Annotated in this window: 8 protein-coding genes and 1 pseudogene; all 9 read right to left on the bottom strand. The window is 67.6% G+C overall.

Features of this window, described 5'->3' with window-relative positions; translation table 11 throughout:
• Window positions 1-3: 3 nt before the first annotated feature.
• The 9 genes and pseudogenes from rpsG to rplJ all read right to left on the bottom strand — a co-directional run bounded on the left by rpsG (window position 4) and on the right by rplJ (window position 12,731).
• Window positions 4-474, bottom strand: a complete 471-nt coding sequence (gene rpsG, locus ACWJ6R_RS02580) for a 30S ribosomal protein S7 (RefSeq protein WP_068896530.1) — start codon at window positions 472-474, stop codon at window positions 4-6.
• A gap of 2 nt (window positions 475-476) precedes the next feature.
• Window positions 477-848 (bottom strand): 30S ribosomal protein S12, encoded by a 372-nt coding sequence (gene rpsL / locus ACWJ6R_RS02575; protein ID WP_012887826.1) that lies wholly within the window; start codon window positions 846-848, stop codon window positions 477-479.
• 523 nt (window positions 849-1,371) lie between these two features.
• Window positions 1,372-5,256: pseudogene (locus ACWJ6R_RS02570) on the bottom strand (DNA-directed RNA polymerase subunit beta').
• A gap of 26 nt (window positions 5,257-5,282) precedes the next feature.
• The gene (rpoB, locus tag ACWJ6R_RS02565) at window positions 5,283-8,753 is read right to left on the bottom strand and encodes a DNA-directed RNA polymerase subunit beta (protein WP_189235078.1); all 3,471 of its coding nucleotides are present in this window, start codon (window positions 8,751-8,753) and stop codon (window positions 5,283-5,285) included.
• Between the two features lie 454 nt (window positions 8,754-9,207).
• Complete coding sequence (locus ACWJ6R_RS02560; protein WP_449060652.1) at window positions 9,208-9,723, bottom strand: hypothetical protein; 516 nt, start codon at window positions 9,721-9,723, stop codon at window positions 9,208-9,210.
• On the bottom strand, window positions 9,720-10,229 hold the full coding sequence (locus ACWJ6R_RS02555; protein WP_449060651.1) for a hypothetical protein: 510 nt from the start codon (window positions 10,227-10,229) through the stop codon (window positions 9,720-9,722). Before ACWJ6R_RS02555 ends, ACWJ6R_RS02560 begins: the two co-directional genes overlap by 4 nt.
• 263 nt (window positions 10,230-10,492) lie before the next feature.
• Window positions 10,493-11,494 carry an ABC transporter ATP-binding protein gene (locus ACWJ6R_RS02550; protein WP_449060650.1) on the bottom strand — a complete coding sequence of 334 codons (1,002 nt, stop codon included), beginning with the start codon at window positions 11,492-11,494 and terminating at the stop codon, window positions 10,493-10,495.
• A gap of 235 nt (window positions 11,495-11,729) precedes the next feature.
• Window positions 11,730-12,122: a 50S ribosomal protein L7/L12 gene (rplL, locus tag ACWJ6R_RS02545; RefSeq protein WP_191893938.1), complete on the bottom strand. Its 393-nt coding sequence runs from the start codon at window positions 12,120-12,122 to the stop codon at window positions 11,730-11,732.
• 84 nt (window positions 12,123-12,206) lie between these two features.
• On the bottom strand, window positions 12,207-12,731 hold the full coding sequence (gene rplJ, locus ACWJ6R_RS02540; RefSeq protein ID WP_449060649.1) for a 50S ribosomal protein L10: 525 nt from the start codon (window positions 12,729-12,731) through the stop codon (window positions 12,207-12,209).
• Between the last annotated feature and the right edge of the window lie 327 nt (window positions 12,732-13,058).

Here is a 13,058-nt window from a genome sequence, read left to right as displayed (position 1 = left end):
CTGTTACCAGCGGTAGTGGGCGAAGGCCTTGTTGGACTCGGCCATCTTGTGGGTGTCCTCGCGCTTCTTGACGCTCGCGCCGAGGCCGTTGCTGGCGTCGAGGAGCTCGTTCATGAGGCGCTCGGTCATGGTCTTCTCGCGGCGGGCGCGGGAGTACTGCACCAGCCAACGCAGGGCCAGGGTGGTGCTGCGCGCGGCGCGCACCTCGACCGGGACCTGGTAGGTCGCGCCACCGACACGGCGGCTGCGGACCTCGAGGGTGGGCTTGACGTTGTCCAGCGCGCGCTTCAGGGTGACGACCGGGTCGTTGCCCGTCTTCTCCTTGCACCCCTCCAGGGCGCCGTAGACGATCGACTGCGCGATGGAGCGCTTGCCGTCCAGGAGCACCTTGTTGATGAGCGCGGTGACCAGCGGCGAGTTGTGGACCGGGTCAGCCATGAGCTGACGACGGCCAGGAGAACCCTTGCGAGGCATTCTTACTTCTCCTTCTTCGCGCCGTAACGGCTACGGGCCTGCTTGCGGTTGCGGACACCCTGGGTGTCGAGCGAACCACGGATGATCTTGTAGCGAACACCCGGCAGGTCCTTCACACGACCACCGCGGACGAGCACGATGCTGTGCTCCTGGAGGTTGTGACCGACACCCGGAATGTAGGCCGTGACCTCGATGCCGTTGGTGAGCCGGACACGCGCGACCTTGCGGAGCGCCGAGTTCGGCTTCTTCGGGGTCGTGGTGTAAACGCGCATGCAGGTGCCGCGTCGCTGGGGGCTGGCCTTGAGCGCCGGGGTCTTGGTCTTGGTGACCTTGTCCTGGCGGCCCTTGCGGACCAGCTGCTGAATCGTAGGCACCGCGTCTCCGTTCGTGCTTGCCGGTAATTCGAATGGTCGTTCATTTCGCAGGTACTGCCGGTGTCATGACCTGCTGGTTTTCCATCCACTCCGACCCACGCGGTCGGGCGTGTCGCGCTCTTGTCGCGCCACTCCCGAGCTAGGCCGGCCCAGTGGAGGAGACCACACGGCGCCTCCGTCGACTCCCCGTGGGAAACCTGCCGACGCGCACGCGTGAGGGCCCATGAAGCCACGGGCACGAAAGTAGAGACTACCCAGTCAAGCGCAACACGTCAAAACCGCTGCACCTGCCGGGCGCTGTCGCAATCGTCCGGATCCGTGTCGTGACTCCCGCGACCGGTTTCCGGCCGATCGCTGTCGGGTCCCCGCATGAGTTTACCCGTTGCGAACGACCTCTCCGGCCGTTCTCCTCATAACGTACAGCTTTCGCCGCAAAGATCAGGTCAAGCCGTACCAAGAGATACGGCGCCCGGGTCCCCGAAGGGACCCGGGCGCCGCTCAGGACCTGCCCGCGACCGAGAGGTCAGCGGTTGTACTGGCCGAAGTCGTACTCCTCCAGCGGCACGGCCTCGCCCGAGCCCGAGCCGAAGGTGTAGTCCGCGGCCGAACCGTCGTAACCGCCGACGGTGTACATCGCGGCCTTGGCCTCCTCGGTGGGCTCCACCCGGATGTTGCGGTACTGCGGCATGCCGGTACGGCCGGGATGAGCTTTCCGATGATGACGTTCTCCTTGAGACCGAGGAGCGAGTCCGACTTGGCGTGGATCGCCGCGTCGGTGAGCACCCGGGTGGTCTCCTGGAAGGACGCCGCCGACAGCCAGGACTCGGTGGCGAGCGAGGCCTTGGTGATGCCCATGAGGACCGGACGGCCGGAGGCCGGCGTGCCGCTCTCCGCCACGCACTCGCGGTTCATCCGCTCGAAGCGCGGCCGCTCGACGAGCTCACCGGGGAGCATGTCCGTGTCGCCGGACTCCAGCACGTTCACGCGCTTGAGCATCTGGCGCACGATGATCTCGATGTGCTTGTCGTGGATCGACACACCCTGCGAGCGGTAGACCTGCTGGACCTCCGCCACCAGGTGCAGCTGCACGGCCCGCGGGCCGAGGATGCGCAGCACCTCGTTGGGGTTGACGGCACCGGCGATCAGCTGCTGGCCGACCGAGACCCGCTGGCCGTCGGAGACCAGCAGACGCGACCGCATCGACACCGGGTAGGCGATCTCGTCGGAACCGTCGTCCGGCGTGATCACGATCTTCCGGGTCTTGTCGGTCTCGTCGATGCGGACCCGGCCCTCGGCCTCGCTGATCGGGGCGACACCCTTGGGGATGCGCGCCTCGAAGAGCTCCTGCACACGGGGCAGACCGTGGGTGATGTCCGCACCCGCCACACCACCGGTGTGGAAGGTGCGCATCGTCAGCTGCGTGCCCGGCTCACCGATCGACTGGGCGGCGATGATGCCGACCGCCTCGCCGACGTCCACCAGCTTGCCGGTCGCGAGCGAACGGCCGTAGCAGGTGGCGCAGACGCCGATCTTGGCCTCGCAGACGAGCGCGCTGCGGGTCCTGACGGTCTCCACGCCGGCCTCGACCAGCGCGGTCACGTGGGTGTCGTTGATGTCGACGCCCGCGGGCACGACGACCTTGCCGTCCACCTCGACGTCCTCGGCCAGGATGCGGCCGTGCACGTTGCTCTCGGCGTTCTCCGCCTTGACGAGGTTGCCGGAGGCGTCGCGCTCACCGACGTGCAGCGGGACCGCGCGGTCGGTACCGCAGTCGATCTCGCGGATGATGACGTCCTGCGCGACGTCCACCAGACGACGGGTCAGGTAACCCGAGTCGGCGGTCCGCAGCGCGGTGTCCGCCAGGCCCTTCCGCTGTCCGTGGGTGGAGATGAAGTACTCCAGCACCGACAGGCCCTCGCGGAACGAGGCCTTGATCGGACGCGGAATCGTCTCACCCTTGGTGTTGGACACCAGACCGCGGATGCCGGAGATCTGGCGGACCTGCATCAGGTTTCCTCGGGCGCCGACTGGACCATCATCCAGACCGGGTTGGTCTTCGGGAACGCCTTCTGCATGTCGTCGGTCACGTCACTGGTCGCGTGCGTCCAGATCTCGATGAGCTCCTGACGGCGCTCCTCGTCCGTGATGAGACCGCGCTCGTACTCCCGCTGGACCTTGTCGGCCCGGCGCTCGTACGACTCCATGATCTCGGCCTTGTTCGGCGGCGCGATGACGTCCTCGATGGAGATCGTCACACCCGCGCGGTCGCCCAGTAGAAGCCCGCGTCCTTGAGCGCGTCCAGCGCGGCCGCGACCTCGACCTTCGGGTACTTCTCCGCCAGCTCGTTGACGATGACCGAGAGCTGCTTCTTGCCGACCTGGAAGTTCACGTACGGGTAGTTCGCCGGCAGCGTCTGGTTGAACAGGCACCGGCCCAGCGTGGTCTCCAGGCGGTAGGAGTCGCCCGGCTCCCAGCCCTCGGGAGCCGACCAGCCGCGAGGCGGCGGGACGTCGCCCTTCAGCCTGATCTGGATCTTGGCCTGGATGTCCAGCTCGCGCCGGTCGAAGGCCATGAGCGCCTCGGAGACCGAGCCGAAGACCCGTCCCGCGCCGACGGCGTTCTCGTCATCGTCCTTGATCGTGGTCAGGGAGTAGAGACCGATGATCATGTCCTGGGTGGGCATGGTCACCGGCTTGCCGTCGGCCGGCTTCAGGATGTTGTTGGTGGACAGCATCAGGATGCGGGCCTCGGCCTGGGCCTCGGCCGACAGCGGCAGGTGCACGGCCATCTGGTCGCCGTCGAAGTCCGCGTTGAACGCGGTGCAGACGAGCGGGTGGATCTGGATGGCCTTGCCCTCGACCAGCTGCGGCTCGAAGGCCTGGATGCCCAGGCGGTGCAGGGTGGGCGCGCGGTTGAGCAGCACGGGGTGCTCGGTGATGACCTCTTCGAGGACGTCCCACACGACCGGGCGGGCCCGCTCCACCATGCGCTTGGCCGACTTGATGTTCTGCGCGTGGTTCAGGTCCACCAGGCGCTTCATCACGAACGGCTTGAACAGCTCCAGCGCCATCTGCTTGGGCAGACCGCACTGGTGCAGCTTCAGCTGCGGGCCGACGACGATGACCGAACGGCCGGAGTAGTCGACTCGCTTGCCCAGCAGGTTCTGGCGGAAACGGCCCTGCTTGCCCTTGAGCATGTCGCTCAGGGACTTCAGGGGCCGGTTGCCGGGTCCGGTGACCGGGCGGCCGCGGCGGCCGTTGTCGAACAGCGCGTCGACGGCCTCCTGGAGCATCCGCTTCTCGTTGTTCACGATGATCTCGGGCGCGCCGAGGTCGAGAAGCCGCTTGAGGCGGTTGTTCCGGTTGATCACCCGGCGGTACAGGTCGTTCAGGTCCGAGGTCGCGAACCGGCCACCGTCGAGCTGCACCATCGGGCGCAGGTCCGGCGGGATGACCGGGATGCAGTCGAGGACCATGCCGTTGGGCGAGTTACGGGTGTTCAGGAACGCGGAGACGACCTTGAGACGCTTGAGCGCGCGGGCCTTCTTCTGCCCCTTGCCGCTGCGGATCGTCTCCCGGAGGTTCTCGGCCTCGGCCTCGAGGTCGAAGTTGGACAGGCGCTCCTGGATGGCCTGGGCGCCCATGCCGCCGCGGAAGTAGCGGCCGAAGCGGTCGCGCATCTCGCGGTAGAGCAGCTCGTCGCCCTCGAGGTCCTGGACCTTGAGGTTCTTGAAACGGCTCCAGACCTCGTCCAGCCGGTCCAGCTCACGCTGAGCCCGGTCACGGAGCTGGCGCATCTCGCGCTCGGCGCCCTCACGGACCTTGCGGCGCTGGTCGCCCTTGGCGCCGGCGGCCTCCAGCTCGGCCAGGTCGGACTCGAGCTTCTTCTGCCGGGCCTCGACGTCCGCGTCGCGGCGCTGCTCGACGTGCTGGCGCTCGACGGAGATCTTCGCCTCGAGCGACGGCAGGTCGCGCTCACGCAGGTCCTTGTCGACATGCGTGATCATGTACGCCGCGAAGTAGATGACCTTCTCGAGGTCCTTCGGGGCCAGGTCGAGCAGGTATCCCAGACGAGACGGGACGCCCTTGAAGTACCAGATGTGCGTGACGGGCGCGGCCAGCTCGATGTGGCCCATCCGCTCACGGCGCACCTTGGCACGGGTCACCTCGACGCCGCAGCGCTCACAGATGATGCCCTTGAAACGGACGCGCTTGTACTTACCGCAGTAGCACTCCCAATCCCGGGTCGGACCGAAGATCTTCTCGCAGAAGAGTCCGTCCTTCTCGGGCTTGAGGGTCCGGTAGTTGATCGTCTCGGGCTTCTTGACCTCGCCGTGCGACCACTGGCGAATGTCGTCGGCCGTCGCGAGGCCGATCCGAAGCTCGTCGAAGAAGTTGACGTCCAGCACTTGTATTCCCCTCCTCAGCTTCTAGATCAGACCTCTTCGACACTGCTCGGCTCACGCCGGGACAGGTCGATGCCGAGCTCTTCCGCCGCGCGGAAGACGTCCTCGTCGGTGTCCCGCATCTCGATGGACATGCCGTCGCTGGAGAGCACCTCGACGTTCAGGCACAGCGACTGCATTTCCTTGATGAGGACCTTGAACGACTCGGGGATGCCCGGTTCGGGGATGTTCTCGCCCTTGACGATGGCCTCGTAGACCTTCACCCGGCCGAGGACGTCGTCGGACTTGATCGTCAGCAGCTCCTGGAGGGCGTAGGCGGCGCCGTACGCCTCCAGCGCCCACACCTCCATCTCGCCGAACCGCTGGCCGCCGAACTGGGCCTTACCGCCCAGCGGCTGCTGCGTGATCATGGAGTACGGACCGGTCGACCGTGCGTGGATCTTGTCGTCGACCAGGTGGAGCAGCTTCAGGATGTAGATGTAGCCGACCGAGATCGGGTGCGGGAACGGCTCGCCGGAGCGGCCGTCGAACAGCCGCGCCTTGCCGTTCTCGCCGACCATCCGCCCGCCGTCCCTGTTGACCAGGGTGCTGTCGAGCAGGCCGACGATCTCCTCCTCGCTGGCGCCGTCGAACACCGGGGTGGCGACGTTGGTGCGCGGGGCGACCTGACCGAAGCCCTTGTCGCGGAGCCGCTCGGCCCACGCCTCCTCGATGCCCGAGATGTCCCATCCTCTGGCGGCGATCCACCCGAGGTGGGTCTCCAGGACCTGGCCGACGTTCATTCGGCCGGGCACGCCCAGCGGGTTGAGGATGATGTCGACCGGCGTGCCGTCCTCGAGGAACGGCATGTCCTCGACCGGCAGGATCTTGGAGATGACGCCCTTGTTGCCGTGGCGGCCGGCGAGCTTGTCACCGTCGGTGATCTTGCGCTTCTGGGCCACGTAGACGCGGACCAGCTCGTTGACGCCGGGGGGGAGCTCGTCGCCCTCCTCGCGGCTGAACACGCGGACGCCGATGACCTTGCCCTGCTCGCCGTGGGGCACCTTGAGGGAGGTGTCACGGACCTCGCGCGCCTTCTCACCGAAGATCGCGCGGAGCAGGCGCTCCTCGGGGGTCAGCTCGGTCTCGCCCTTGGGCGTGACCTTGCCGACGAGGATGTCGCCGGGGACGACCTCGGCGCCGATGCGGATGATGCCGCGCTCGTCGAGGTCGGCCAGGACCTCCTCGGAGACGTTCGGGATGTCCCGGGTGATCTCCTCGGGGCCCAACTTGGTGTCGCGCGCGTCGACCTCGTGCTCCTCGATGTGGATCGAGGAGAGGACGTCGTCCTGGACCAGGCGCTGGGACAGGATGATCGCGTCTTCGTAGTTGTGGCCCTCCCACGGCATGAACGCCACGAGGAGGTTCTTGCCGAGCGCCATCTCGCCGTCGTCCGTGCACGGACCGTCGGCGATGACCTGGTTGACCTCGATGCGGTCGCCCTCGGCCACGATCGGCTTCTGGTTGAAGCAGGTGCCCTGGTTGGAACGCTTGAACTTGGCGACCCGGTAGGTCGTGCGGGTGCCGTCGTCGTTCATGACGGTGACGTAGTCGGCGGAGACCTCCTCCACCACACCGGCCTTGTCGGCGGTGATGACGTCGCCGGCGTCGGTGGCGGCGCGGTACTCCATGCCGGTGCCGACCAGCGGAGCCTCGCTCTTGAGCAGCGGCACCGACTGGCGCTGCATGTTGGAGCCCATGAGCGCGCGGTTGGCGTCGTCGTGCTCGAGGAACGGGATCATCGCGGTCGCCACGGACACCATCTGGCGCGCCGAGACGTCCATGTAGTCGACCTCGTTGGCCCGCAGGGACTCGAACTCGCCGCCCTTGCGGCGGACGAGCACGCGGTCCTCCAGGAAACTGCCGTCGGAGCCGATCGGCGTGTTCGCCTGGGCGATGACGTACCGGTCCTCCTCGTCGGCGGTGAGGTAGTCGACCTGGTCGGTGACCCGCCCGTCGACGACCTTCCGGTACGGCGTCTCCACGAACCCGAAGGAGTTGACCCGGCCGAAGGAGGCCAGCGAGCCGATCAGACCGATGTTCGGTCCTTCCGGCGTCTCGATCGGGCACATGCGGCCGTAGTGCGAGGGGTGCACGTCACGGACCTCGAAGCCCGCGCGCTCACGGGACAGACCGCCGGGGCCCAGCGCGGACAGACGACGCTTGTGCGTCAGCCCGGCCAGCGGGTTGGTCTGGTCCATGAACTGCGACAGCTGGGAGGTGCCGAAGAACTCCTTGATCGACGCCACCACGGGGCGGATGTTGATCAGGGTCTGCGGCGTGATCGCCTCGACGTCCTGGGTGGTCATCCGCTCGCGGACGACGCGCTCCATGCGGGCCAGGCCCAGGCGGACCTGGTTCTGGATGAGCTCACCGACGGTGCGCAGACGGCGGTTGCCGAAGTGGTCGATGTCGTCGGTCTCGACGACGACCTCGCGGCCGGAGGCACCGTTCATCGAGACCTCGCCCGCGTGCAGCTTGACGATGTACTCGATGGTGGCGACGATGTCCTCTTCGGTCAGCGTCCCCTGCGTGATGTCGCTGTCGGCCCCGAGCTTCTTGTTGATCTTGTAGCGGCCGACCTTGGCCAGGTCGTAGCGCTTGGGGTTGAAGTACAGGTTCTCGAGCAGGGTCTGCGCCGACTCCCTGGTCGGCGGCTCGCCCGGACGCAGCTTGCGGTAGATGTCGAGCAGGGCGTCGTCCTGGCCGGCCGTGTGGTCCTTCTCCAGCGTGGCGCGCATCGACTCGTACTGGCCGAAGCGCTCGAGGATCTGCTCGTTCGTCCAGCCCAGCGCCTTGAGCAGGACCGTGACGGCCTGCTTGCGCTTGCGGTCGATGCGGACGCCGACGCTGTCGCGCTTGTCGATCTCGAACTCGAGCCAGGCGCCCCGGGAGGGGATCACCCTGCAGCCGTACAGGTCCTTGTCGGAGGTCTTGTCGATGCTGCGATCGAAGTAGACGCCCGGGGACCGGACCAGCTGGGAGACCACGACACGCTCGGTGCCGTTGATGATGAAGGTGCCCTTCCCGGTCATGAGCGGGAAATCACCCATGAACACGGTCTGGCTCTTGATCTCACCAGTGGTGTTATTGATGAACTCCGCCGTGACGAACATCGGGGCGGAGTAGGTCATGTCCTTGTCTTTGCACTCATCGACTGAGTACTTTGGCGGCTCGAACCGGTGGTCCCGGAACGACAGGGACATGGTTCCGGAGAAGTCCTCGATGGGACTGATCTCCTCGAAGATCTCTTCGAGACCCGACTGGGCCGGAACGTCCTTGCGCCCGGCCTGGCGAGCCGCCTCGACCCGCCCCTTCCACTTCTCGTTGCCGAGCAGCCAGTCGAAGGACTCGGTCTGCAGGGCGAGAAGGTCAGGAACTTCGAGCGGCTCCTGAATCCGTGCAAAAGACACACGACGGGGACCGGCGGGTACGGCGGAGGCGTTGCGCGAGGCTGCCAACAGATGTCCTTCCGAGGGCTCGCGGCGGACTGACTACACGCACGCCAGACGACCATGCATCAGAGCACCAAAAGAAGCGGGTCGTCAAAGGGCAGCGCAAAGGGGCAGTGTAGCCGAACGGCACACGCCTGTCCACCTCAGTCTCGCTGCATGCTCCACGTTGGTCGCAGCATCGCTCGTCGGAGCCGAAACGTCAAGCCCGGGATCCCGCCTTCCAGCCGTGGAACCGCCAGGACGCTGGGAGTTCTCCCACCGGCCGGCCGGGCACACCGCCCGGCTTCCAGACGATGCCCGCGCCTCGGAGAGGTTAACGCCCGGACGCCCGGCGGCTCGACCCCCAGCCGATAACCGACCGACGATCGACGCTGCCGTGGTGGGTGTACCCCTGACCGCAGGTTTCTCAAACACAGGATTTACCAACAATTGGGTAACGCGCCATGCCCGGACAGGGAGATCACGGCGGCGGAGGGTCTCCGAGCAGCGTGGACAACTCCGCGACCAGCCATCGGGAGTCCTTCCTGACCATCACGAAACGGGCCCGGCTCTGACTGATCTGCCGGCGCGGCGTCTTCTCCCCCGCCGGGGTCTTCACCGTGCTCACGTTCATGAACAGCAGCACCTCGACCCGGTCGCGCCCGGCCGACTCCACCGCCGCGCCCGAGACCGCCACCGACTGCACCGCCTGCTGCCGCCTGGCCGTCGGCACCAGGGTCGCCGACAGCCGCCGGTAATGCTCGGTGAGCTCCCCCGTGGCGTATCCCGCGGCCCTCGCGAGATCCTGCTCGATCGTGCGGTGATCGTAGGAGAGCATGTCCGAGGCGACCGACCGGACCGCCGCGAGCGCCTCCCTGCCGGCCTCCTCGTCCGCGCGGAGCCTGCTCAGATCTGCGAACATGACGCCGACCGCCACCGCGAGCACCAGCGCCACGGCGGTCAGTACCCCGCCGACCAGCAGGGAAACACGCGTCACGGGACCAGCTCCGCCTTCGACACGAGCCACTTCCCTCCGGTCCTGGTGACCTCCATGATCCACCGGTAGAACCGCTCCTGCGGAGCGTTCTTGCTCCCGTCCCACTCGATCACGGCGTCCCCGACCACCATCACCCGGGCGGTGTCCCCGTTCAGCGAGACCAGCCCCACCGCGCGCAGGGCGCCGGTCTGGACCACCTTCTCCTCCGTCGTGGTCCTCCGCAGCGCCTCGGCGGTCCTGGCGTACTCGGCCCTGGCTGGCCCGGTGGAGGTGTCCAGGATGCGCCCGACGTCGGCGTCGACGGTCCGGTAGCCCACCGAGAGCAGGTTCATCGCGTGCGTCCCCGCGGCGCGCAGCGCCGCCTCCCGGTCGTCCGCCGCCGCCTGCGCGTCACGCAGCTGCCCGCCGATCCAGAGAGCCGCCGCCAGCAGCACGGCGATCAGCACGCCGAGCACGGCCCCGGCGACCCTCAGCGGGCGAGACGGCCTGCCGGCCTCCACTGCCATGCTCGTCTCCCGTCGCGCGGCCGGGCGGTGGACCGGGGTCCGTACGGCCCGGCCGTACGGGCCGAAAGGTCCCCGATCGCCGGATCATAACCCGGCGGACGGATCCTCATCGGGCCTTTCCCAACCTCGTCCGCGCGACACCGCCGCCACGACCCCGCCGAGGGCGCCGGTCGGAGCACCGGTCCGCGACCGGTGACCGGATCCCGCACCGGCCGCGGTACGGCACGCGCCGCCGGGAAGGCCCCTCCCGCGGGAGGCCCGCCTCACCCCTGCCCGCGGGTGTGGGCCGCGACGAGCCTCGGGTACTCCTCCAGCCAGTTGCGTCCCCGATCGTCCACGAACGAGTTCGGCGGCGGGATGACCCCGTTGGCCGCCAGCCACGCGCCCGGGGGGCGCTGGGTACGGCGCATCCGGTTCTCGCTCGGCATCAGCTGCGGCGGGATCGGCGGCAGGACCCCCGGATCGTGCCCCAGCTGCGCCTCGGCCTCCAGCTCGGAGACGTCCTTCTCCTCCGACATGCCGATCGGCCCGTGTCTGCGGGCGTTGAGGAACTGCCGCACCACCGGTTCGTCACTGGACAGCAACATCTCCCGCGGCCCGAACATGATCAGCTCCCGCCGGAACAGCAGGCCGATGCCGTCGGGGACCGTCCGGGCGGTGTTGATGTCGTGCGTGACGATGAGGAAGGTCGCCTCGGTCTCCGCGTTGAGGTCCACGATGAGCTGGTTCAGATAGGCCGTGCGGACCGGGTCCAGGCCCGAGTCGGGCTCGTCGAACAGGATGATCTCCGGATCGAGCACCAGCGCCCGCGCCAGGCCCGCGCGCTTGCGCATGCCTCCGGAGATCTCTCCGGGGAGTTTCCCCTCGGCGCCGATCAGGCCGACGAGGTCCATCTTCTCCATCACGATGCGGTGGATCTCCGCCTCGCTCTTGCGGGTGTGCTCGCGCAGGGGGAAGGCGACGTTGTCATAGAGGTTGAGCGAGCCGAACAGCGCCCCGTCCTGGAACAGCACGCCGAACAGCCTGCGGAGCTCGTACAGCTTGTTCTCGCTGCAGTTGGCCAGGTCGTGCCCGTCGATCCAGATGTGCCCGCGTTCGGGCCGCAGGAGGCCCACCAGGGACTTGAGGAAGACGGACTTGCCGGTGCCGGACGGCCCGAGCAGCACCGAGATCTCACCGGCCGGGAGCGTCAGCGTGACGTCCTCCCAGATCACCTGCCTGCCGAACGACTTGGTCAGGCCCTCGACCACGACTTCCACGCCCACGCGCCGTCCTCCAGAAGACCGGTCCGCCCGCTCCGGCGGCAGGCTGCCCGACCGCCGCCGTCACCGCATGGCTATCAGACCGATCGTCCAACAACAAGAGGGGATGACGTTTTCCACCGGCGTCACCGCCGGCCCCGAGCCCCGAGCCCCGACGCGCGGCGTCGCCGTCACCGCGGACGCGAAAAGGGCGGATCCACCGGCACCTGGTGGACCCGCCCTCTTACGGTGAAGCGAATTACTTGACGCTGACGGTGGCGCCGGCGGCCTCGAGGGCGGCCTTGGCCTTCTCCGCCTGCTCCTTGTTGACCTTGTTCTCGAAGACCGGCTTCGGAGCGCCGTCGACCAGGTCCTTGGCCTCCTTGAGGCCCAGGCTCGTCAGGGCGCGGATCTCCTTGATGACCTGGATCTTCTTGTCACCGGCGGCCTCGAGGACGACGTCGAACTCGTCCTGCTCCTCGGCCTCCTCAGTGGCGGCACCGCCACCGGCGGCGGGGGCGGCGGCAACGGCGACCGGAGCGGCGGCCTTGACGTCGAAGGTCTCCTCGAAGAGCTTCACGAAGTCGGACAGCTCGAGGAGGGTCATCTCCTTGAAAGCGTCGAGCAGCTCGTCGGTGCTGAGCTTCGCCATGATTTCCTCCGTATGGGGATCTAACTGATGAGAATTGGGACCGCGGTGTGTATGCGCTAATCCCCCGGGACCGCCTGCGCGGACCTACTCGCCGGCCTCCGCGCGCTTCGCGCGCAGAGCCTCGGCCAGCTGAGCCATGTTGGTGGGCAGCGCGTTGAAGACAGCGGCCGCGTGGCCCTGCTTCGCCTTCAGAGCGCCGGCCAGCTTCGCGAGGAGGACCTCGCGCGACTCGAGGTCGGCAAGCTTGCTGATCTCGGCCGGGGTCATCGCCTTACCGTCGACGACACCGCCCTTGATGACCAGGAGGGGATTGGCCTTGGCGAAGTCACGCAGACTCTTGGCAGCCTCGACCACGTCGCCCTTGACGAACGCGATCGCCGACGGACCCGCGAGCAGGTCGTCGAGCTGGCTGATCCCGGCCTCGTTGGCCGCGATCTTGGTCAGCGTGTTCTTCACCACGGCGAAATTCGCATTCTCACCGAGAGAAACGCGCAGCTGCTTGAGCTGGGCGACGGTGAGACCGCGGTACTCGGTCAGAACGGCAGCGCTGGAGCCTTCGAAGCTGCTCTTCAGCTCGGCTACAGCCGTTGCCTTTTCCGCCTTCGCCATGGGCCTCCTTCCAGATGTGCCGCCGGTAAAGGCCCATAAATGAGAACAAGCCCCGGCGCAGGCGCACGGGGCTCACATAAGGAAATCAATCCAAATGAAAACTCACATCACACCTGCGCAGGCCGTCCACTGATGTGGATCCTTGGGCCGCCAGGCCATGAGGCCCGACGACGACCGGCGGTCTTCGGCGTTGGACAGCTTACGCGCCCTGAGGAGAAGATGCCAAATCGTGGAACCGGCACGCCCCGGCCGGCCCCCGAACGACCCCGCGGACGCACCCGGGGCGTTCCCGGCACACGGGCTCGCGGCCGGCCCCCTCCCGGCCGC

The organism is Planomonospora algeriensis, assembly GCF_977012225.1.
The sequence above is the reverse complement of the archived record's forward strand: the minus strand, read 5'-3'. Positions and strand labels throughout refer to the sequence as shown.

What these genes read in the sequence shown, in the direction of transcription:
- rpsG (WP_068896530.1), bottom strand. Translation starts at nt 474, where the DNA reads ATGCCTCGCAAGGGTTCTCCTGGCCGTCGTCAGCTCATGGCTGACCCG.
- ACWJ6R_RS02555 (WP_449060651.1), bottom strand. Translation starts at nt 10,229, where the DNA reads ATGGCAGTGGAGGCCGGCAGGCCGTCTCGCCCGCTGAGGGTCGCCGGG.
- rplL (WP_191893938.1), bottom strand. Translation starts at nt 12,122, where the DNA reads ATGGCGAAGCTCAGCACCGACGAGCTGCTCGACGCTTTCAAGGAGATG.
- rplJ (WP_449060649.1), bottom strand. Translation starts at nt 12,731, where the DNA reads ATGGCGAAGGCGGAAAAGGCAACGGCTGTAGCCGAGCTGAAGAGCAGC.